Annotated in this window: 16 protein-coding genes and 1 tRNA gene; 13 read left to right on the top strand and 4 right to left on the bottom strand. The window is 64.8% G+C overall.

Annotation, left to right across the window (positions count from 1 at the left end; translation table 11 throughout):
* Positions 1-6: 6 nt before the first annotated feature.
* From IT350_10670 to IT350_10655, 4 genes are all read left to right on the top strand, one after another.
* Positions 7-636, top strand: a complete 630-nt coding sequence (locus IT350_10670) for a hypothetical protein (GenBank protein MCC6158505.1) — start codon at positions 7-9, stop codon at positions 634-636.
* Positions 633-1,733 (top strand): low specificity L-threonine aldolase, encoded by a 1,101-nt coding sequence (locus IT350_10665; GenBank protein MCC6158504.1) that lies wholly within the window; start codon positions 633-635, stop codon positions 1,731-1,733. Before IT350_10670 ends, IT350_10665 begins: the two co-directional genes overlap by 4 nt.
* A 282-nt stretch (positions 1,734-2,015) precedes the next feature.
* Positions 2,016-3,980, top strand: coding sequence for an OPT/YSL family transporter (locus IT350_10660; protein ID MCC6158503.1), 1,965 nt, complete (start codon positions 2,016-2,018; stop codon positions 3,978-3,980).
* Positions 3,981-4,117: 137 nt separating this feature from the next.
* Positions 4,118-4,993, top strand: a complete 876-nt coding sequence (locus IT350_10655; GenBank protein ID MCC6158502.1) for an HDOD domain-containing protein — start codon at positions 4,118-4,120, stop codon at positions 4,991-4,993.
* Positions 4,994-5,002: 9 nt separating this feature from the next.
* Here IT350_10655 and IT350_10650 read toward each other — a convergent pair whose 3' ends face one another.
* On the bottom strand, positions 5,003-6,682 hold the full coding sequence (locus tag IT350_10650; GenBank protein ID MCC6158501.1) for a diguanylate cyclase: 1,680 nt from the start codon (positions 6,680-6,682) through the stop codon (positions 5,003-5,005).
* Positions 6,683-6,750: 68 nt separating this feature from the next.
* The gene (locus tag IT350_10645; GenBank protein MCC6158500.1) at positions 6,751-6,897 is read right to left on the bottom strand and encodes a hypothetical protein; all 147 of its coding nucleotides are present in this window, start codon (positions 6,895-6,897) and stop codon (positions 6,751-6,753) included.
* A 405-nt stretch (positions 6,898-7,302) separates the two neighbouring features.
* Here IT350_10645 and IT350_10640 point away from each other — a divergent pair, with 405 nt between their 5' ends.
* The 6 genes from IT350_10640 (at position 7,303) to IT350_10615 (ending at position 12,486) form a co-directional block, all read left to right on the top strand.
* Complete coding sequence (locus IT350_10640; GenBank protein MCC6158499.1) at positions 7,303-9,618, top strand: NADP-dependent malic enzyme; 2,316 nt, start codon at positions 7,303-7,305, stop codon at positions 9,616-9,618.
* A gap of 140 nt (positions 9,619-9,758) precedes the next feature.
* Entirely contained in the window at positions 9,759-10,079 is a 321-nt protein-coding gene (locus tag IT350_10635) for a hypothetical protein (protein ID MCC6158498.1), read from the top strand.
* Between the two features lie 99 nt (positions 10,080-10,178).
* Positions 10,179-10,469 (top strand): hypothetical protein, encoded by a 291-nt coding sequence (locus IT350_10630; GenBank protein MCC6158497.1) that lies wholly within the window; start codon positions 10,179-10,181, stop codon positions 10,467-10,469.
* Positions 10,466-10,723, top strand: a complete 258-nt coding sequence (locus IT350_10625) for a type II toxin-antitoxin system RelE/ParE family toxin (protein ID MCC6158496.1) — start codon at positions 10,466-10,468, stop codon at positions 10,721-10,723. Before IT350_10630 ends, IT350_10625 begins: the two co-directional genes overlap by 4 nt.
* 114 nt (positions 10,724-10,837) lie before the next feature.
* Positions 10,838-11,752, top strand: coding sequence for an alpha/beta hydrolase (locus tag IT350_10620; GenBank protein MCC6158495.1), 915 nt, complete (start codon positions 10,838-10,840; stop codon positions 11,750-11,752).
* The gene (locus IT350_10615) at positions 11,749-12,486 is read left to right on the top strand and encodes a TetR/AcrR family transcriptional regulator (protein ID MCC6158494.1); all 738 of its coding nucleotides are present in this window, start codon (positions 11,749-11,751) and stop codon (positions 12,484-12,486) included. Before IT350_10620 ends, IT350_10615 begins: the two co-directional genes overlap by 4 nt.
* Positions 12,487-12,490: 4 nt before the next feature.
* Here IT350_10615 and IT350_10610 read toward each other — a convergent pair.
* A tRNA-Arg gene (locus IT350_10610) sits at positions 12,491-12,564 on the bottom strand.
* A gap of 188 nt (positions 12,565-12,752) precedes the next feature.
* Between IT350_10610 and IT350_10605 the strand changes: the two genes are divergently transcribed.
* The 3 genes from IT350_10605 to IT350_10595 are packed head-to-tail and all read left to right on the top strand — an operon-like array spanning position 12,753 to position 19,287.
* On the top strand, positions 12,753-15,281 hold the full coding sequence (locus IT350_10605; protein ID MCC6158493.1) for a hypothetical protein: 2,529 nt from the start codon (positions 12,753-12,755) through the stop codon (positions 15,279-15,281).
* A 10-nt stretch (positions 15,282-15,291) separates the two neighbouring features.
* The gene (locus tag IT350_10600) at positions 15,292-17,709 is read left to right on the top strand and encodes a GH92 family glycosyl hydrolase (protein ID MCC6158492.1); all 2,418 of its coding nucleotides are present in this window, start codon (positions 15,292-15,294) and stop codon (positions 17,707-17,709) included.
* A gap of 3 nt (positions 17,710-17,712) precedes the next feature.
* Positions 17,713-19,287 carry a hypothetical protein gene (locus IT350_10595; protein ID MCC6158491.1) on the top strand — a complete coding sequence of 525 codons (1,575 nt, stop codon included), beginning with the start codon at positions 17,713-17,715 and terminating at the stop codon, positions 19,285-19,287.
* A gap of 74 nt (positions 19,288-19,361) precedes the next feature.
* On the opposite strand, the gene IT350_10590 is transcribed toward IT350_10595, so the two are convergent.
* The gene (locus IT350_10590) at positions 19,362-21,599 is read right to left on the bottom strand and encodes a hypothetical protein (GenBank protein MCC6158490.1); all 2,238 of its coding nucleotides are present in this window, start codon (positions 21,597-21,599) and stop codon (positions 19,362-19,364) included.
* Positions 21,600-21,628 lie beyond the last annotated feature (29 nt).

Genomic DNA, 21,628 nt, shown 5'->3' with positions numbered 1-21,628 from the left:
CTGGCCATGCGGCACGCGCTTCCCGCACGGTTATGGATGGTCCTCGCGGTCGTCTTCGTCGCCGGTTGCGCCGAGCTGATTCACGTCGAAAACTCGTTCACCGTCGCGGCGGAATCGGGACGATCCGAGCCGTGGCCGCTACGCGTGGCCATCGTGCGTCCCCAGACGCTGACCGCCAACTGGCGCACGGACGACACCACGCTCAACAAACGCCTGACCGACGCCATCACGCGCGGGCTCGCCACGGCGACGCGCATCGTCGCGCGCGACGTCGCCATCACCGACCGCGCCGACGCGCCGGGGTTCGACGCGGTCGTGACCGTGGCCAACGTTCGCGGCGATTGGGATAAGGGCCACGTGACCTTCAGCATGGACGTGACGCTTCGCCGCGCGCGCGACGGCAAGGAGTGGGGGCTGCTCGCCGAAGGATCGGGCGGAGCGGGGGTGCGTCCCGTGGAAACGTGGGAGCGCGACGGCGCGCGCATCGGCCTCGTCGGCGTGGTGCCCGACAACCCGCCCTTCGGTCGCGCGCTGCACCACGCAATGTTCGAACTGTGCCGCGACTACGTGCGAAAAATCGACCGGCGGCTGCAAAGCGCCGCCGAATCCGAGCCCGAAGTAAAGGAATCGCCATGAGCACACTTCCCGACATTGAACCGTCCGACCGCGAGTCGGTCGTCGATCTTCGTTCCGACACGGTGACGCAGCCCGACGCAGGGATGCGCGAGGCGATGGCGCGCGCCGTGGTGGGCGACGATGTCTTCCGCGACGACCCCACGGTGCTTTCGCTCGAGGAGCGCGTCGCGACGATGCTCGGCAAGGAGGCCGCGCTGTTTTTCCCCACGGGCACGATGAGCAACAGCGCCGCGCTGAAAATCCACACGCGCCCAGGCGACGAGGTGCTGTGCGACGAGGCGTGCCACATCTTCAACTACGAATCGGGCCACGCGGCGGCGATCAGCGGCGTGCAGCTCCATCCCGTGCGCGGCCACCACGGAGCGCTTTCGCCCGAGCAGCTCAAGCTGCGGGTGCGGCCGGACAATGTGCACACGCCGCCCACCCGGCTCGTGACCATCGAAAACACGCACAACCGCCACGGCGGGCGCGTCATCCCCGTCGCGTCGATGAAGGCGCTGTTCGAGTGGACGCGCGGGATCGGCATCGCCGTGCATCTCGACGGCGCGCGGCTGTGGAACGCGGCGGTGGCGCTGGGCGAGCCGGTGCGCGACCTCGCGAAATACGGCGACACGGTGAGCGTGTGCCTGTCGAAGGGCCTGGGCGCGCCGGCGGGCTCGGTGCTGAGCGGCCCCGCGCCGCTCATCAAGGCGGCGCTGCGCGTGCGCAAGATGCTGGGCGGCGCGATGCGTCAGGCGGGCGTGCTGGCGGCGGCGGGGCACTACGCGCTCGACCATAACCTGCCCATGCTCGCGGCCGATCACCTGCACGCCAAACGCCTCGCCGGCGAGATCGCGAAGCTGCCAGGCGTCGAACTGAACGCCGCCGAGGTCGAGACGAACATCATCATTTTGAAGGTGATGGAACCGTGGACCGCGCCGCACCTCGCGACGGTGCTCGGCGAATACGGCGTGCGCGTGGGCACGATCAACGACGAGACGATCCGCATCGTCACGAACCTGAACGTGGACGCGCGGATGATCGACCGGGCAATCGAGGTGTTCCAACGGGTCCTGGCCGACGCCGCCCCTACGGAGCCGGAGCGCAAGGACTTTTAGCGAGGTCGAACGGGGTGCCCCTCACCCCGACTCGCTTCGCTCGCCACCCCTCTCCCATCTGATGGGAGAGGGGAAGGGGTGAGGGCGCCCTCCGATGCGTTTTTTCGATTGAACCGGATGCCGATCTCCACTAAGATCGCCCGGACTCGCCGGAATCAGCAGGCATTCGTGTGGGTTTTCCATTGGATATGACGATCTGACCGCACCGGTCGCCTCTCGGCGCCCGGCGTTGTCGCCGTCGTTTACTTTTTTGGCGTTCGTCTTTTTTGGGGGAGGTTCGCAATGGCGAAACCGGGCGATCAGGGCGGTGCGGGCAAACCGGATTCCATGACCATGGCGTTCAAGACGGCGCAGCCGGCCGAAGCGCCGCCCGCCGAGGAGAAGGAGTTTCTCGGCATCGACACCACGGGCAAGACGGCGGAGGAGATCGAGCTGGAGTGGTTCGAAAACCACTACCACGGCGAGATCCCGCAGCTCACGGTGCGCGCGGTGCTGATGGGCGCCGTACTGGGCGGCGTGATGAGCCTGTCGAACCTCTACGTCGGCCTCAAGACCGGCTGGGGCCTCGGCGTTGCGATCACCGCGTGCATCCTGTCGTTTTCCATCGGCGCGGGCTTGCGCAAGATCGGCGTGCTCAAATCCAACCTGACGATCCTCGAAAACAACTGCATGCAATCCACGGCGAGCAGCGCGGGGTATTCCACCGGCGGCACGATGGTCAGCGCCATCGCGGCGCTGCTGCTGATTCGCGGCGAGCACCTCCCGTTCTGGACGCTCATGCTCTGGACGTTCTTCCTCGCGGTCCTTGGCGTCATGATGGCCGTGCCCATGAAGCGGCAGATGGTCAACGTCGAGCAGCTCCGTTTCCCCAGCGGTCTCGCCGCGGCCGAGACGCTGCGTTCGCTGTATGCGTCCGGCGAGGCGGCGGTGAAAAAGGCGCGCAGCCTGTTCATGGCGGGCGGGCTCGGTCTCGTCATTGCGTGGTTTCGCGACAACCCGCTCGCGTGGTGGAAGTTCAAGATTCCCGGCATGCTCGAACTCCCCGGTATGATGAAGGGCGCGCCGATGATGAAGTGGACCATCGGCATCGAAATGAGCCTCATCATGGTGGCCGCCGGGGCGATCATCGGCATCCGCGTGGCGTGGAGCATGCTCGCCGGTGCGGTGCTCAACTACTTCTATCTCGCTCCGAAGATGTACGAGCAGGGCGTCATCACGCAGCTCGGCTATCGTCCCATCGTGTCGTGGAGCCTGTGGGGCGGAACCGCGCTGATGGTGACGTCGGGCTTGCTCGCATTCGCATTTCAGTGGCGCACCATCGGCCGCGCGTTTTCGGGAATGACCGGCATGTTGCGTCCGGGATCGGCCAAGAAAAAGGATCCGCGGGTCGCGAAAATGGACGAGATCGAAGTGCCGGGCTCGTGGTTCGTCGCGGGCGTGGCGGTGGCAACGATCGGCGTCGTCGCGATTCAGATCATCAGCTTCTCCATCTCGTGGTGGATGGGCCTGATCTCCGTGTTCATGAGCTTCTTCCTCGCGGTCGTCGCCTGCCGCGCGACGGGCGAGACGGATATCACGCCGATCGGCGCGATGGGCAAGATCACGCAGCTCACCTACGGCGTGCTCGCCCCGGCGAACATGACGACGAACCTGATGACGGCGTGCGTGACCGCCGGCGCGGCGAGCTCGTCCGCCGACCTGCTCACCGACCTCAAGTCCGGCTATCTGCTCGGCGCGAATCCGCGCAAGCAGTTCATCGCGCAGTTTCTCGGCATCTTCGCGGGTGCGGCGGTGATCGTCCCCGCATTCTACATTCTCGTGCCGACCGCGAGCGTGCTGGGAACCGACCAGTTCCCCGCCCCGGCCGCCCAGGTGTGGAAGGGCGTCGCCGAGCTGCTTGCCAACGGACTGACCAGCCTGCACATCACCGCGCGGTGGGCGCTGGCCATCGGCGGCCTTGTCGGCCTCGCGATTCCGATCCTCGAAAAGCTGCTGCCCGCGAAGGCGCGGCCGTTCATTCCCTCGGCCATGGGCCTCGGCCTCGCGTTCGTGATTCCATTCTTCAACACGCTCTCGATGTTCATCGGCGCGCTGATCGCATGGACGCTCGCCAAGGCGAAGAAGGAATTCGCCGAAACCTACACGGTACCGGTGGCGTCGGGCTTGATCGCGGGCGAGAGCATCATGGGCATCGCCATCGCGCTCATGAGCGCCCTCGGCCTGGGAGGCAACGGCGGCGGGCACTAGCCCTTTCCTACGGTGATTCGGCCGAATTCGACCCCGCGCGTTCCGTAGAACGGCGGGGTCGAACTTTTTCGAGATATCTCTAGAATAAGTTCGATTCGACCGATCAGGTCGATTAGCTTTTCCCGAGGGGTTGTGCCTTGTCGACCGTCGTTCTGGAATCGTCCGTTCGCGATGAGGTGCGTCGCACGGTGGCGCGGCGCGTGGGGTCCGGTGATCTCGAAGTCCCGTTGATGCCCGCCATCGCCCAGCGATTGCTCGCGTTGTCGTCTGATCCCGATGCGTCGGCCCGCGAATTCGCCGAGGTGATTCGCCTCGACCAGCAGCTCGCGGCGCGTGTTCTGCGAATCGCCAACAGTCCGGTCTATTCGGCGCGGGGCGGCATCACGAACCTGAAGCAGGCCATCGTCACGGTCGGCGTACGCACGTTGCGCGATCTGGGCCTCGCCGTTTCGATGGGTGAGCGCGTGTTTCGCTCGAAGCTCTTCCACGTGCCGATGCAGCGCGTCTGGCAGCACTCGATCGCGACGGCCTTCATCGCCAAGCGGATCGCCGACGTGAAAAAGTGGGATACCGGGTTCGCGTTCCTGGGCGGCTTGTTGCACGATTGCGGCAAGCCTGTGCTGTTTCTCGCGCTCGAGGGCGTGCTGCGCCGGCGGGCGGAGTGGGGCGTCCTGGGGTCGCTGCTCGCCGACGACATCGTGCGCGAGTTTCACGCCGAGGTCGGCGGACTCGTGGCGCGTTCGTGGAAGTTTCCCGAGGAGTTGCACGACGCGATCCGCTGGCACCACAAATACGACGACGCCCCGTCGGGCCGTTCCGTCGCGCGCCTGCTGCACGCGTCGAATCTCTTCGCGCACGCGGTGGGATTCCGGTCCTACGAGACCGAGGAAGAGATCGCGCTCGCCCAGGAGCCGGCCCTGCGCGAGATGGGCATCGGCCCCGCCGACATCGAACTCATCTCGAAGAACCTGTCCGAGAAAGTCCACTCGCTGATCGATGGATTCACGTCGTAACCGGGCGCGTCAGGTCTTGCGCGTTTCGGCGAGCGTGATGCGATTGCGCCCGCCTTCCTTCGAACTGTAGAGCGCTTTGTCGGCCGCGCCGACGATCGATTCGGGCGTTTCGCCGTGCGCGGGAAACATCGCCGCGCCCAGCGAAATCGTGACGTTCTGCAAGTCGTGGCCGGGCGGCCTGACCTTGAGTTTGGTTTCGACTCCGGCGCGGATCTGCTCGCCGCGACGCGCCAGAATCTCCATCGGCGCGCCGGGCATGATGAGGATGAACTCCTCGCCGCCGTAACGGCACGCGATGTCGTCGCCGCGGATGCTGCGGGCCAGGAATGCGCCGAGTTCGCGCAGCAGGATGTCGCCCGTTTCGTGCCCGAAGTTGTCGTTGAACCGCTTGAAGTGATCGACGTCGAGCATGATGATGCCGAGCGGCGTTTCCTGTCGTTTGGCGCGGCGCAACTCGCGGTCGAGCGTTTCTTCCATATAGCGCCGGTTGAACAGTCCCGTGAGCTGGTCGCGCACGGACTGTTCGTGCAGGATTTCGCGCAGTTTGAGGTTGGAGAGCGACAACGCGAACTGCTCGGCGAGCGTCGTCGAGATCCGCTGTTTGGCGAGGATGTCGGCTTCGCGGTTCTGCCGCAGCGAGTGCCCGAAACGCACGTGCAGCATGCCGAGCACTTCGCCGTGCGCGTTCATGGGCATGCACAGGTAGCCGTTTTCGGGCGTGCCCGCGACATGCTGGCAGATCTGGTGATGTTTGGGATCGTCCACGTGATGGATCTTTCCGCGGCGCAGCGCCCAGCATTGATCCGGCTCGAAGACCACGCTGGCCGCGCCGGGGTCCGTTCCCCACGTCGCGACGATCTCCATGTTGTTGCGGTTTTCTCCGAACATGGCCAGAAAACCCGAATCGGGCGGGAACAACTGATCGGCCGAGTGCGCCACGACGCCGTAGGCCTCGCCCATGGTGCGGCAGGCCTGCAGGTGGTCGATCATGTTGCCGAGGATCTTGGTTTCTTTCTGACTGCGTTCGAGCTGATCGACCCAGTCGACGAATTCGTCGCGCGTGCGGGCGAGTTCGCCTTCGAGGTCGCCGCGCCGGATCGCCTCGTTTTTATATTGTTCGCGGGACTTCTCGAGCGCCGCCTGAAGTTCGGTGAGCATGGCTTCGAGCTCGCCCTTGGCGCTCGATAGCGCGCTTTCGAGCAGCTTCTGGCGCGTCACGTCGCGCAGGCACTCCACCGCGCCGATCACCGTTCCCACCCCATCGCGCAGCGGCTGGGCCAGCGACCAGAAGGTCGATCCGCCGCGTCCGCGCGCGGGTGCGTAGAACTCGTGTTCCAGAATGTCGCCGGTACGCCGGACCGAAGGGAAGTTGTCGCGCAGCGCCGCATCGTCATACGCGACCATGTCGGCGGCCATCGGGCGACGAACGCCGTAAAACGGCGCGGCGTATTCGTATTGATCGCGGCCGAGCATGTCGCGCGAATTGACGCCGGTGAGGCGCTCCATCTCGTGATTCCACGCGATCACGCGCCCCGACGGGTCGATCGCGTACGCCGGTTCCGGCATCGCGTCGAAGACTCGCGCGATGTCCTCGACACGGCCCGCAGGGCTTTCGAGCGCGGCGATGCGATCGCGCGCGGCCTTCAGATCCTCGATCAGTTGCGCCTTGGTCCCCGACTCGTCACGCATCGGCACCGCCCGAATCCATGGAATATCCCTGTCTATCGGGCGCGCGCGGCGGTGTCAATTTCCGCTGGTCACGTGAACGCCAGATACAGCCAGACCGCGATGGCGGCGACGACGAGCACGGCGCCGATGATGGCCGCGGAGCGATACGAAAGCACCACGTCGTCCTTGCGGCTGAAGAATCCACGAGACTTGCGGCGGCGGGATTTGGCGGCCATTCCGCGGCTCCTGTGGGTGGACCGAATGGGGCCCAGATTCGCGTAAGATGAATGTGGCACAGCCGCCCTCGGCTGTGCAAGTTGGGCCCGGGAGAAGTCTCGCACAGCCGAGGGCGGCTGTGCCACATGACCTTCGCCGTTCACCAGATTGCGGGCGACCGCGCCGCGTGATCCGCCGAGTCTCCACCAAAACCCCAACAGCCGGTCGCGAAGCGCGATCGGCTCCTTGGTCGCGGATTGTCCAAACGGGGTATAATACGACATTGATATCGAAAAAACAAGCTTGAAAAGACGTCGGGGTGGGCGCAGGATCTGGTTCGTGCCGCGCTCCCCGCGCGACGTGATCCATTTGGATCCCCGGCTTTTTGGATCTTCCCGATTTGAATCCCGGCAAGGAGATTTGTCATGTATGACGTGGAACGCGCGCTCGCGTACCATCGCAACAAGCGTCCCGGCAAGATCGAAGTCATCCCCACGAAAGCCTGCCGCACGCAGCGCGACCTGACCCTCGCCTACTCGCCGGGCGTCGCCGCGCCGTGCCTCGCGATCCAGAAGAATCCGGCCGATGTTTACGAATACACGGCCAAGGGCAATCTGGTCGCCTGCATCAGCAACGGCACGGCTGTGCTGGGCCTCGGCAACATCGGCGCGCTCGCAGGCAAGCCCGTCATGGAAGGCAAGGGCATCCTCTTCAAGCGATTCGCCGACATCGACGTGTTCGACCTGGAACTCGGCACCGAGGACCCCGACGAAATCGTCAAAGCCGTGTGCCTGCTCGAGCCGACCTTCGGCGGCGTCAATCTGGAAGACATCAAGGCTCCCGAGTGCTTCTACATCGAGGCGAAGTGCAAGGAGCTGATGAACATTCCGGTTTTCCACGACGATCAGCACGGCACGGCCATCATCACCAGCGCCGCGCTGCTCAACGCAGTCGAAATCGTCGGCAAGCGCATCGAGAACTTTCGCGTGGTCGTCAACGGCGCGGGCGCGTCGGGCATCTCGTGCGCGCGGCTCTATCTCGCGCTCGGCGTGCGTCGCGAGAACATCTTCATGCTCGACACCAAGGGCATGATCTACGCCGGACGCACCGAGGGCATGAACGCCTACAAGGCCGAGTTCGCGCAGGACACGAAATTGCGCACGCTGGAAGAAGCCCTCGAGGGCGCGGACATGTTCCTCGGCCTGTCGGCCAAGGGCGCGCTGCACCCCGAGTGGATTCGCCGGATGGCGAAAGACCCCGTGATCTTCGCCCTCGCCAACCCCGATCCCGAGATCACGCCGAACGAAGCCCTCGCCGTGCGTGAGGATTGCATCGTGGCGACGGGCCGCTCGGACTACCCGAACCAGGTCAACAACGTGCTCGGGTTCCCATATATCTTTCGCGGGGCGCTCGACGTGCGCGCGCGCAACATCAACGAGGAGATGAAGCTCGCCGCCGTGCGCGCGCTCGCCGACCTCGCGCGCGAGGAAGTTCCCGACGCCGTGTCGCGCGCTTACAGCGGACGGCGGTTCCACTTCGGCCGCGAATACCTGATCCCCACGCCGTTCGATCCACGCGTGATCCTGTGGGTGGCGCCTGCCGTCGCGCAGGCGGCGATCGACACCGGCGTCGCGGGCATCCCGACGCTCGATCATGACAAATACGTCGAACGCCTCGAAGTGAAGCTCGGCCCCGAACGCCACCTGATGCGCACGCTGCTCAATCAGGCATCGCAGGCGCCCAAGCGCATCGTGTTCCCTGAGGGCGATCACCCGAGCGTGCTGCGCGCCGTGCACCTCATCAAGGAAGAGGGCATCGCGCATCCCATCCTGCTGGGCGACGAGGAGCGCATCCGCGAGCGCGCCCGGGATCTGTTCGTCGATCTCGAAGGCGCGACGATCCTCGACCGGCATTTCACATGCGAGGGAGAGTGCAGCACGTGCATGACCGACGATCCGTATGTGGACACGCTGTTTCAACTGCGCGCGCGCAAGGGCGTGACGCGACAGGAGGCGTGCCGGCTGCTCCAGCGCGACCGCACCTACGTCGCGTCGGTGATGGTACTGCGCGGCGAGGCCGACGGCATGGTCAACGGCGTCTCCACCGAATACCGCGACGCGATCCGCCCCGCGATTCAGGTGCTCGGCATTCGCGAAGGCACGAGCGTCATCTGCGGCGTTTACGCCATGCTGTTTCAGGATCGCATGGTGTTGTTCGCCGACTGCACGGTGAACATCGACCCGAACGCGGAGGAACTCGCCGAGATCGCGTCGATGACGACCGACCTGGCGAAATTCCTGGGCGTCAACCCCCGCGTGGCGATGCTGTCGTTCTCGAATTTCGGCTCGACCCCGCACCCCGCCGCGAAAAAGATGGCCGAGGCCGCGGAGCTGCTGCGTCTGCGTCGCCCCGACGTGGCGGTGGACGGCGAGATGATGGCGAGCACGGCGATCGACACGGAGTACATGCAGCGCTTCTATCCGTTCAACCGGCTGGGGCGCGAGGCCAACGTGCTGATCTTCCCGAACCTCGAATCGGCGAACATCGCCTACAAGCTGCTCGCGGGATTCGCGAAGGCGCAGGCGATCGGTCCGCTGCTGATGGGCCTTCGCAAGCCTTTCAACGTGGTGCGTCGCGAGGCCGACTCCGAGGAGATCCTCTACCTCTCGGCGCTCACGGTCTGCCGCGCACAGGGCCTGCTTGCGCCCGGCACCTACATCCGGCCCGCGTCGAAGCCATAGGGGCGCGATTCATCATCCGGCCCGCGTCGAAGCCGTAGGGGCGCGATTCATCGCGCCCCTCGCATGCGAGGACAGAAGCCACGTTTCCCGCGCGGCGGACGTCGTGCTAAACAGGCTCCCGACTTTTCGCGGGAGAACACATGGCGACATTCCTGTACCGCGTCGAATTGGCCCGCCCGGCGATGCTGAGCGAAGGGCCGACGCCCGAGGAGGCGAAGGCGGTTGAGGATCACTTCCTTTATCTCCAAGACCTCGTCGCCGAGGGCGTCGTCTTCACGGCGGGGCGCACGCACGGCGCGGCCGAACGCACCTTCGGCATCTGCGTCTTCGAGGCCGACGACGAGGCCGCCGCGCGCGCGCTGATGAATGCGGACCCGGCCGTCGTGCGCGGCGTCATGCGCGCCGAGCTGTTCCCGTTCCGCGTGGCACTGTGGTCGGACAAGAAGCCGCCGATCGACTGAGCGGCTCAGTCCCGACTCGTCTTCATTCGCCATCCCGGTTATGATGCGCGTGTCGGTCGATCGCGCGTTTCGACCGGCGATACGCGGGAGAGTTGAGTCATGACGCAGCGCCGTAGGAGAGCCGCCGAGTCCGAACCGGCATTTCGAACCATCCGAGACTCAAAGGGACGCGAAGAGTTTGTTCTCGTTCCCTCGGCACTCTTCGCGGTCATACGGCCGCGGCTGAACGCCATCCTCGAAGATCCGTTTTATCGCCGGCTTGCGTCAGCTCCCTTGGATGACGAAGAAGAAACCGCGGACGAGACGCTCGCGGCGAAACGCGCGAGGCGCGCGCGCGATCGCGGCGAGGTGATCTCGCACGAAGAGGTGATCGGTCGGTACGCGAAATGAACGTCGGAATCATTTGGACGAAGCCTGCCGTCAAGGCGCTGGATCGTCTGGATGCCGCCACGAGGCGACGTGTTTTTGATGCGTTGACGCGGTTTGCCGAATCCGGGCACGGCGATGTGAAGATGTTGAAGGGCGTCGACGACGAGTGGCGTCTGCGCGTCGGGACCTGGCGAATTCGATTCTCATGGCAACACGAACCTCGCGCCTTGGTCGTATTCGACGTTCGCGCTCGAGGCGCGGCGTACAGGCCGTAACCTTCCTGCGCGAAAAGACATTCGGCGGGTCCTCTCAGTTTCCGGGCACGCGCCTTTCGATTCAAAACTGAAAATATCGCTTTTCATTTTCGCGCCGCGCGGTAAGATCGGCCCATGCGACGCAAAGAGATCGCATTCGCGGTCGACGGCGTAACCCTCGCGGCGTGGCTCTTTCTTCCCGAGCGCGCGCTGCCCTGTCCCTCCGTCGTCATGGCCAACGGCTTCGGCGCGACGCGGCGCGCGCGGCTCGACGCGTACGCCGAGCGCTTCGCCGAACACGGCTTTGCCGTGCTGGTCTTCGACTATCGCCACTTCGGCGACAGCGGCGGCGAGCCGCGCCTCGTGCTCGACATCGACCGGCAACTCGACGACTGGCGCGCCGCGGTGCGACTCGCGCGGTCGATGCCCGTGCTCGATGCGTCGTTTCTCGCGCTGTGGGGCACGTCGTTCAGCGGCGGACACGTGCTGACCGTCGCGGCGGAAGACGACGCCCTCGCCGCGGTGATCGCGCAGGCGCCCTTCGTTGACGGTCTCGCGTCGGTGCGCCAGGCGGGGTTTGCCCACACCGCGCGCCTGAGCTTTTCGGCGATGCGCGACGTGGCGCGCGCGGCGACGAACCGCGAGCCGTTTCGCATCAAGGTCGCCGGGCCGCCGGGGTCGCTCGCCGCGATGACCGCGCCGGGCCTGGAATTCGGCTATCGCACCATCGTGCCCGAGGACGGCGAGTCGACCGACGAGGTCGCGGCGCGCGTGTTCCTGTCGATTCCGACTTACCGCCCCATCGGCGTCGTCCGGCGGATCCGCTGCCCGGTGCTGTTCTGCGTGGCCGATCGCGACCGCGTCGCACCGCCGGAGCCCGCGCTGGAGGCTGCACGCCGGGTGCCCCGCGCCGAGATCCGCCGATACGACGCGGACCACTTCGACCTCTATATCGGCGAGGGATTCGAGCGGTCCGTCGCGGATCAGGTGGAGTTCCTGCTGCGCGCCCTCGCGCACCGGGCCGGGCCGGGCGAGAACGGCCCGACATGACGACACCGAAAAAGCGCGCCGCCGCGGAAGCGAAGTCGCCCGTGAAGCCGCCCGCGAAACCGACCGCGAAGCGGCCTGAACGGCTCTACGCCGGGCGCTCCGCCGCCGAGCGCGTCGACGAGCGGCGTGACCGCCTCATCGACGCCGGGTTCGAACTGTTCGCGACACGCGGATACCGTAAAACCACCATCGGCATACTCTGCGCGCGGGCTCGCGTGGCCACGCGGGACTTCTACGCGGCATTCCCCACGCGTGACACCCTGCTCGAAGCCGTGTTGGCGCGCGTGATGGGCGAGACGCGCGCGGCGGTGATGGAGGCGTTGGCCGACGCCGCGGGCGATCCGGTCCGCATGATGGAAAGCGGCCTCGCCGCGTTCGTCCACGCCTATCTCGACGATCCGCGACGCGCGCGCATCGTGCTGGTCGAGACGTCGGGGGTGAGCCGCGAGATGACGTTGCGTCGCCGGGCGTACATGCACGAGTTCGCATCGGTGATCGAGACGAACGCCACGATGCTCGCCGAACGCGGCGAACTGCTCCCGCGCGATTTTTCGCTCGGCGCTCTGGCGCTCGCGGGATCAGTCCATGAACTGATGATGGAAAGCGTTTACGCGGCGTCGCCGCCGTCCATCGACGCCGTGCTCGCCGAATGCCGCCGCCTGTTTAGCGCCGCGATGGCTTGGGAGGGGGCGAAAGACCGCCCGGATTCGTCGGCGGCGCGTAAGGCGCGGTGAGGAACGGGGCTGGAGGGATTCGAACCCCCGACACCCAGGTTCGAAGCCTGGTGCTCTATCCGGCTGAGCTACAACCCCAAACGAGTCGCACAATCATCCGACAAACCGGGCGACCGGCGCGAGCCGCCTTATTAGCGCCCCATGCCCCGCGCGTCAAACGCGTGCGGAGGTTGTTGGTTGTTGGTTCCCGGTTGCGGTCCCCTCTCTCGGCTTCGACCGCGCGGACGGGGGTGAGCGCCGCGCTCGCTTGTGCTAGATTCCCCCGCATGAAATCGCTTTTCATTTTGGCGGTCGTGGCTTTCGCGTGCGTCGCGTGCGGAAACGGGGATGACGACCCTTCGGCGGATTCGGCGACGGACGACGATTCCGCGGTGCTCGACGACGATGCGTCCGACGACGATACCGGCGTCTTGCCGGACGACGATGCCGACGACGACGCGGGCGACGACGACACGTGGCCGCCGTTGCCCGACGACGACGCCGAGGACGACGACACCGGCGATGACGACACCGCGCCGCCCGTGTGCGACGAAGCGCCCGGGGGCGAGACCCTCGCGTCGCTTCACGCGGGCGTCGCCGTGGGCGAACTCTATGCGCCGGTCGGCATCAGCATGGGCGGCTATGGCGCGCGGTCGGGGCCCCGGCATCCCTTCGCGATCATGATGGGTGCGTCGACCGGGTATCATGACCGGCCGGACGTGAAGGCCGTCACCATCGACAACGGCGCGGACCGGCTGGTGATCGCGCGCATTCCCGTCGCGCTCATCTCGGCCACGCTGTACACGCGCGTGCTCGACGAGGTCTGCCGCCTCACCGGACTGAACCTTTCCGAAAAACTCTGGCTCTCGTCCACGCACTCGCACTCGGGTCCCGACCATTTCTACGGACTGCCGGTGGTGCTCGGCATTTCCGGCATGGACACCTACGACCAGCGCATCGAGGACCGCATGGCCGTGTCGATCGCGCGCGTCATCGCGGACAGCATGGCGAATCTCGTCCCCGCGAAAATGGCGGTGACGCTGCAAGCGCCGTTCGACCCGACGAATCGCCTCTTCCGCGACCGCCGGTGCCAGAACAACCCGCCGGAATACAAGGAAGACCGGATGTTCCTCGCGCGCATCGACCGCGAGGACGGATCGCCGCTCGCGGTGTTGGTCGGCTGGGGGATGCACGGCACCATGGCCCATTCCACTCTGATGACGTCCGACGCACCCGGCGCGGTGGAACACGGCATGGAATCGACCTTCGACACGCCGGTGCCGGTGCTGTTCATTCAAGCGGCGGGTGGCGATTCGACGCCGGTCGGCTCGGGCTACGATCTGCCCGAGTGGCAGAATCTGGAGCACTTGGGGCAGCGCGCGGCGGACATGATCCGCGACACCTACGACGATCTCACGCCGACCGATGACTGGACCTTCGAGATGGTGTCGAAGCGCGTGACGATCACGCGCGACGCGATCGGATATGAGGACGGCGAGTTCGGCTACCACGGCCTCATTACCGGACGATTCTACGAATACAAACACGGCGCGTGGGGGTGCGGGGAGCGGTCGTTTTTCGAGGCGGAAGGTTCGATCGTCGACTGCAACGATCAGGAAACGAAGATGCTCGACGGCTACTACGGCTGTTACGTGCCCATTCACTGGGTCGAACCGTGGTCGTGGGTGCTCGACACCGCGGAGATCGGCGTCGTGCGTCTCGGCGATTACATCATGCCGTTGATGCCCGGCGAACTCACGTCGTGGCTCGCCAAGCACCTGCGCGAGAGCGTTGAAACCGAACTCGTATGGCCCGCCGACAAAATCGCCGCGTTCGGCTACGCCAACGACACGCAGATGTATTTGCTGATGGATTGGGACTGGATGCAGGGCGGTTACGAAACGTCGATGAACTTCTGGGGGCCGAAGTTCGGCGAGTGGCTCGCGGGGCAGAATGTGGACCTCGCCACGCAGCTCCTGACGCCGGAGAAGGAAAACAACGAAATCGGCGCGCCCGCCCGCCAGCGTCACCCGTGGCCGTATTCGTATGTGCCCGCCGAAATCGAACCCGGCGTGCTCGCGGGCGAGATCATCACACAGGCGCACGCGACCTACGAGCGATTCGATACGGTCACCTTCGAGTGGTCGGGCGGCTACACCGCTCTGGGCTCGCCGCGCGTGACCGTGGAGCGCGACGACGGCGCGGGCTTCGCGCCGCTCCTGCGTCCGGACGGCCGAACGGTCACCGACGCGACGATCGACACCCTGATGCAATACGCGCCCGAACCCGACTATGAGACGCGCGGGTTTCCCTATCAGCGACGCCACCGCTGGCGCATCGACTGGGAACTCACGGCGGGCACGCCATCGGGCATGTACCGACTCAAAGCCCTGGGCGACGGCTCGGACGGCGATCGCACGGCGCCGTACACCATCTATTCACGCACGTTCACGGTGGACGTTTCGACCGGGCTCGCCGTCACCGATCTTGCGGTCACGGCGATGGGAGGCGACGAGTTTCGCGTCTCGTGCCGCGCGCTCATGCCGCCGAATCCCGGCGGGTTCCGGCTGCGTTCGATGACCGCCTCGGCGGGGGCGTGGTCCTCCGCGGAAGGCGGGTCGATTGCGGCGACAATTCACGTGTCGGGATTCGGCGACGAGCCGGTCATGCTCGAACCGGTGGGCGGCGGCAACTACGAGGGCGTTTTCACGCGCGCACACGCCGTGGCGCACGCGGTCTCGATTGCGCCGGGCGGCGTGAGCGACGAATATGGCAATACCAACGCGCAGGGGCTCGGGCCCGTGGCGTTCCCATGACGGGATGACGATGACGAAATTCACCGTTTGGATTTTGGCGTGCTCGCTATCGGCCCTGCTTATCGCGGGTTGCGGCGATGACGACGACGACAACAACTCCAGCCCTTCGCCGGTCGACGACGACTCGTCGGATGACGATTCCGCCGATGACGACACCGACGACGACGCGGGCGACGACGACACGTGGCCGCCTCTGCCCGACGACGACACGGCAGATGACGACGACGATCTCGAACCCGTCGACAACCCGGTCGATTTCGTCAACGTCTTCATCGGCACGGGCGGCATCGGCTACGGCATGGGCGCGCTGATTCCCGGGCCCAACCTGCCGGGTTCGATGGTGAAGCTCACACCCGATACGTCGATCGGCGGATTCGCGCACGAAAAGATGCACGCGGGCGGCTATTACTACCCGGACAACACGATCCGCGGCATCTCACACATGCACCTGCCGGGCATCGGCGCGACGGATCTTTGCAACGTCAACCTCATGCCGGTGGACGGCATCTCGGACGAAAAAGTCACGAACGCGGGCTACCGCTCACCGTTTTCGCACGACAACGAATCGGGCGAGCCGGGCTACTACCGCGTGCATCTCGACCGCTACGACGTGGACGTGGAACTCACCTCGACCATGAACGCGGGCTTTCACCGCTACACCTTTGCGGCGGGCGCCGAGCCGTATGTCGTCATCGACGCGGGATACGCCAACGTACCCGGGCAGGTTTTCGACGCCGAGGTGACGGTCGACGATTCCGCGCGGGAGGTCACCGGCATGATCGACCAGCGCGGCGGCTTCACGGGACGCTCGGGAGGATTGCCGATCCACTTCGTCGCGCGTTTTTCGGAACCCTTCGAGGATTTCGGCACCTTCGACGCGGGGGTGCGCACTCCGGGCGGAACGAGCGCGAGCGGCCCGACGGTCGGCGCGTACGTGGGCTTCGCGGCCGCAAAAGGCACGGTGTTCGCCAAGGTCGGCCTGTCGATCCAGAGCGTCGAGCAGGCGCGCGCGAACCTCGATGCGCAAATCGCCGATTGGGATTTCGACGCGGTGCGCGCGGCGTCGGGCGCGGTGTGGAACGAGCGCCTGATGAGCGTGCAGGTGGCGGGCGGGCGCGAATACGACAAGCGGATCTTCTACTCGGCGCTCTATCACCTCGACCAGCTCGTCACGTCGTACACCGAGGAAAACGGCAAATACGTGGGCTTCGACCGCGCGGCGCACGACGCCGACGGCTTCACGTACTACACGGACCTGTCGTTGTGGGACACGTTCCGCACCTTCCATCCGCTCGTGGTGCTGCTGCATCCCGATTACGCGCGCGACATGGCGATCTCGCTCGTGAAGATGTACGAGGAGGGCGGCGCGTTTCCCAAGTGGGCGCAGGGGCTTGGCGACACGGGCAGCATGATCGGCACGCACTCCGACTCGGTGATTGCCGACGCGTACATCAAGGGCGTGACGGATTTCGACATTGACACCGCGTATGAGGGGCTGCGCGCGCACGCCGTCGGCCCGGTGCCCTACGGCAACCGCGACCATGTGGACAGTTGGACCGGGCGCGGGTGGCTGTCCGCCGACGAGGCGAGCGGATCGGTCTCAAAAACGCAGGAGTATGCGTACAACGACTACTGCCTGTCGGTGCTCGCCGACGCGCTGGGCGAAACGGCGGACGCCGAGATGTTCGCCGAGCGCGCGGGCAATTACGCGAACCTGTGGGATGAGGACACGAAGTTTTTCCGCGCGCGCGACGAATCGGGCGACTTTCTCGCCGGCTTTCTCGAAGCGTGGCTTTGGTACGACGAATACGTCGAGGGCAACGCGCGGCACTGGCGCTGGTTCGTGCCCCACGACGTTCCGGGTCTGATCGACCTCTTCGGCGGCGAGGAGGAATTCGTCGCCGAGCTCGAAGCGTTTTTCGCCGGCACGCGGCCTCAGCCCAAGCCCTACGGCGTGCTGCCCGATCTGTTCTACTACCACGGCAACGAGCCCGACATTCACACGCCGTATCTGTTCAACTACGCGGGGCGGCCCGACCTGACGGCCAAGTGGGTGCGCTGGGTGCTGCACAATCGCCACCGCGATGCCCCGGCGGGAGTGTTCGGCAATGACGACGGCGGCACGCTCTCGGCGTGGGCCGTGTTCACGATGCTCGGTTTCTACCCCGTCGCGCCGTGCTCGCCATATTACCAGATCGGCAGCCCGGTGTTCCCGTGGGCCAAGGTGGGCGTCGGCGAAAACGAGCTCGTCATCACCGCCGAAAACGCGTCGTTCGAAAACATCTATGTGCAATCGGCGGCACTCAATGGCGAGGCGCTCGACGTACCGTGGTTCACGCACGACGACATCGCGGGCGGCGGCACACTCGAATTTGTCATGGGTCCCGAACCCTCGTCCTGGGGACAGGGCGCGATGTTTGAGGATTAAGGAGTGAAGATGATGCGTGGGACATGGTGGACTTTGATTCTTGTCGCGATGCTCTTCCTCGCCGGCTGCGGGGGCGACGACGATGACAACGACAGTGGCGCTCCGGTCGATGACGACACGGCCGACGACGACGCGACGGATGATGACGCGACGGACGACGACGCGGGCGACGACGACACATGGCCGCCGCTGCCCGACGACGATTCGGCGGACGACGACACTGGAGACGACGACACCGAGATTTGCGACGAGGATGTGCTGATCGGCTCGACCTACGACGAGTCGCCCACGGGCGGGCCGCTGCGCGAAAAAGCCGAGGCATACGATTCGTGGCACGAGGCGTGGCATCAGCCCAACTACGGATCGACCGTCGGCGTCGTGTTTACGTCGGACGACCGCGACGAGGCTGAGTGGTATTTTGACCTCGGCGATTCGTGCATCTGGACGGGGACCTATCTCGCGTCGCAGGCGCTGCGTTACCACGTCACCGGCGACGCGCAGGCCAAGGCGAACGCCATCAAGGCCGCGTCGTCGCTTTCGCGCCATCTGCACGTGACGGGGCGGCCGGGATTCATCGCGCGCTACGTCGGCCCGCAGTCAGACCCCACTTACGGCGATGTAGCGGCGAACTGCGTGAATGACGAGAACTGGCACTGCGTCGATTCGGGAGAATTCGACGGCGATTTTTGGATCGGCAACACCAGCCGCGACCAGTACACCGGCTGGTTCTTCGGCATGTCGCTGGCGTACGATCTCGTTGACGACGAGACGATGCGCGCGCAGATCGAATCCGACGTGGCCGAGGTACTCGACGAACTCATCGACACCGACTGGTGGATTACCGACGTGGACGACATCCCCACCACCGCGGGGCCCAACGTGCTGCCCACGCAGCAACAGGCGTGGTCGCTCATCGGCTGGAACATCACGGGCGACGCGACGTATCGCGAGATCTACGAGAAGTGGGCGCTGCCCGAAAATCAGCTCTTCTACCGGCTCATGAACATCTCGATCATGAACCGCTACGCGCAGCACTACGGGCTGAACCTCGCGCACCAGAACGCGTTCAACCTGCTGCGTCTCTCGCGCCCCGATTGCGACATCAACGAGTTCATCCGCGAGGTCTTCACCACGCAGGTGCACTACCACATCGACCTGTCGCACAACGCGTTCTACACGCAGATCCACATGGCCCAGTCGCAGCTCGATGATACGTCCGACTACTGGGACGACCAGCTCGCGCAGATGACCGAGGATCTGGAGGACTTCCGCCCCGCACCGAACTACCGCTATGCCGTCGATCCGCCCGACGCGCCGCTCGATCCGATTTCCGTGATCCTGCACGACCTGCAGGTGCAGTATCCGTTCCTGGAAGAGGTCTTCGGCGGCGTCGACTATCAGGCGCTCGATGCCTACCCGGTGTTCTATCAGTGCGCCACGGACTTTCTGTGGCAGCGCAATCCGTGGGCGATCGAGTGCGGCGCGGTCGAGAACATCCGCGACGTCAACCCGGGCGTCGACTATCTCGTCGCCTACTGGCTCGCTTCGGCCTACGGATACGTGACGAAGGACCAGTAATGCGAACGCATTGACGGAAAAAAGCCCGGCGGCGACGCCGGGCTTTTGTTTGTCAAATTGGACTTCGCGGCGTTTCAGCCGCAGCCGCAACCGCCTCCGTCGTCATCGTCACCGCCGCTGCCGCCGGAAACGTCATCGTCATCGGTGGTCGTGTCGTCGTCAGTCGCGTCGTCATCCGAGGCATCGTCGTCGGTCGCATCGTCATCCGAGGCATCGTCGTCGGTCGCATCGTCGTCGGTCGCATCGTCGTCAGTCGCGTCGTCGTCGGACAAGGGATCACACTGGTCGTCGGTTTCGTTGCATTCTTCCGTGCCGGTATCGCAGGGATCGCCCGAAGCTTCGCAGATGTCGTCGGTCTCGTTACAGCTTTCCGTCCCATCGCAGTACAGACCGTTGTCGGCGCAGGCATCGGCGCCCGTTTCGCAGTCGTTCACCGTATCACAGGTCTCCGCACCGTTGCACCAGAGGCCGTCGTCGCAGAGATTGTCGTCAGGAGTGTTGGAGCATCCGTCGCCCGCGGTCACCAGACTCATCTGGTAACGCAGGCTGTCTTGAACTATTCCGCCGGACGGATCGTCGGGAAGATAACCCGTCCACTCGACATGGGCATTAGAGACGCCGAAAGAAACCGTTTGGCTCCCGGTATTTTCAGCATACCATGTCAATGATGGGCCATCCCAAGTGAACCCGATGGCGTAAAACTTCCCGTCGGTCAATGGAGTGACCAGCCCATCCACCGTATAATCCTCTATTCCCGGCCCAGCCAAGACCGCCGTCTGCGAATCGATCAACGTATAGGGTCCGGTGATCGCCGCAGCCTCGTAAACCACGGCCGTCACGGCATGGGAGTCGTTGATCGCCAAGTGCATCGAGAAATCCAGCTGCATCGAGATCGATTCCAGGACCGCGTTGGACGTGGCCTCAAAAACATTTCCTCGCATTCTCGGAGAACCGCTCTCTGCAATTGCTGTCCCTCCCAACGTATCCTCGACCACATCGTCACAGGTGTCTTCGGTGCAGCCGACGGAGTCGTCACAAACGTCGTTCAGCTCGTGCGCGCATCCGGTGGTCAGTTCTTCGGTCACGGCCTCCTGGAAGTAGTGGCAATCGTTCGGCGCGAGTGAGGAGTTCAGTGGAGACGGTAGATACAAGTTCGGCGAAAAGTTGCCAACGGCGTCACCGAAGGAAACGGGCACGGAAGTCAAGCAGTAGTCGCCGAAAGAGTAAAGCAAGTCGGGGGTGTTCCAAGTCAGCCCGATCGCATAGTAGGTGCCGGGAGTAAAGGTGACATCCAAGCCGAACACGCTGTACCACTTCGTTCCCCCCGCTGTGAGAGTGGTCGTATGGGAATCCAACAGCGTGTAGGGCCCCCCGATGACGTCCGCCGAATAAACGACCGCAGTCACTTGAGAGTTCGACGTCATACCCAAGTAGGCTCGCACACCCAGCAGGTGTTCCGCCGTGTCGGCCAGGTAGAGGTTACCGCGAGCGCGTGTTGTCCCACTAAATTCATAGCCCGAGTTGCCGACCACATTGCTGTCGTCGGTGCACACGTCGTCGGTGCATTCAACGCCATCGTTGCAATATCCCGCATCCGCCGTGTTTTCGCACTGGCCGTCGACCAACGTGCCGACCACGCGCTGGTAATAGATATACCCGCTATGGTAATCGCCGGGATCATCCGGCAAATATTCATCCGCAACGTAGCCTGCCGTTGTGCCGAAATACACCGATGCGTCGGGCAGTGAACTTCGGTAATAGCCGACCGTCGGCACGTCCCAAGTGAACGCGATGGCGTAATACTTGCCTGCGGTCAGGTGGGTTTCCAGGCCGGGAATCGTGTACCAACTGACGCCGCTGTTCGGCAGGGTTGCCGCTGCCTGATCGATCAGGGTGAACGGCCCGGTCGCCGCATCGGCCTCGTAGACCACGGCCATGACTTCCGCTGCCGCCGATAGGCTCAGATACATTTGGACATCTTGGAGCACGGCGTTGGAAGAGCATTCATAGATGTTGCCGCGAAGAAGCTCTTGGCCGGAGAAGTCGAAAACCATTCCGCCCACCGTGTCCGTGGCGTTGGTTGCACCGGCGCAATTGTCCGTCGTGCATGCCACGCCGTCGTTGCATTGTCCATCCACGGCACAAGGAGTGCCGGGACGCCCGTGGGGCAGCACGGCGACCAAACCCCCTCCTTTCGATTCTTCCGATGCCAAGACGCTTTTGCCGCCTTGCGCGAGAGCGAACGCTCCGTAAAAGCCCAACAAAGCAAAGAAGATCAGTGATCGCAAACCCTGCATCATTCGGCTCACCATGACGTTCTCCCTTATTGAGGAAAGTGTGC

Source organism: Deltaproteobacteria bacterium (assembly GCA_020845895.1).
Lineage (GTDB): Bacteria > Lernaellota > Lernaellaia > JACKCT01 > JACKCT01 > JADLEX01.
Note: the sequence above shows the minus strand (reverse complement) of the source record. Positions and strands in the feature narration are given on the sequence as shown.

Excerpts from the sequence above, each read along its gene's own strand:
- IT350_10670 (MCC6158505.1), top strand. The coding sequence starts at position 7 with ATGCGGCACGCGCTTCCCGCACGGTTATGGATGGTCCTCGCGGTCGTC.
- IT350_10665 (MCC6158504.1), top strand. The coding sequence starts at position 633 with ATGAGCACACTTCCCGACATTGAACCGTCCGACCGCGAGTCGGTCGTC.
- IT350_10660 (MCC6158503.1), top strand. The coding sequence starts at position 2,016 with ATGGCGAAACCGGGCGATCAGGGCGGTGCGGGCAAACCGGATTCCATG.
- IT350_10650 (MCC6158501.1), bottom strand. The coding sequence starts at position 6,682 with ATGCGTGACGAGTCGGGGACCAAGGCGCAACTGATCGAGGATCTGAAG.
- IT350_10645 (MCC6158500.1), bottom strand. The coding sequence starts at position 6,897 with ATGGCCGCCAAATCCCGCCGCCGCAAGTCTCGTGGATTCTTCAGCCGC.
- IT350_10640 (MCC6158499.1), top strand. The coding sequence starts at position 7,303 with ATGTATGACGTGGAACGCGCGCTCGCGTACCATCGCAACAAGCGTCCC.
- IT350_10635 (MCC6158498.1), top strand. The coding sequence starts at position 9,759 with ATGGCGACATTCCTGTACCGCGTCGAATTGGCCCGCCCGGCGATGCTG.
- IT350_10630 (MCC6158497.1), top strand. The coding sequence starts at position 10,179 with ATGACGCAGCGCCGTAGGAGAGCCGCCGAGTCCGAACCGGCATTTCGA.
- IT350_10625 (MCC6158496.1), top strand. The coding sequence starts at position 10,466 with ATGAACGTCGGAATCATTTGGACGAAGCCTGCCGTCAAGGCGCTGGAT.
- IT350_10620 (MCC6158495.1), top strand. The coding sequence starts at position 10,838 with ATGCGACGCAAAGAGATCGCATTCGCGGTCGACGGCGTAACCCTCGCG.
- IT350_10615 (MCC6158494.1), top strand. The coding sequence starts at position 11,749 with ATGACGACACCGAAAAAGCGCGCCGCCGCGGAAGCGAAGTCGCCCGTG.
- IT350_10605 (MCC6158493.1), top strand. The coding sequence starts at position 12,753 with ATGAAATCGCTTTTCATTTTGGCGGTCGTGGCTTTCGCGTGCGTCGCG.
- IT350_10600 (MCC6158492.1), top strand. The coding sequence starts at position 15,292 with ATGACGAAATTCACCGTTTGGATTTTGGCGTGCTCGCTATCGGCCCTG.
- IT350_10590 (MCC6158490.1), bottom strand. The coding sequence starts at position 21,599 with ATGGTGAGCCGAATGATGCAGGGTTTGCGATCACTGATCTTCTTTGCT.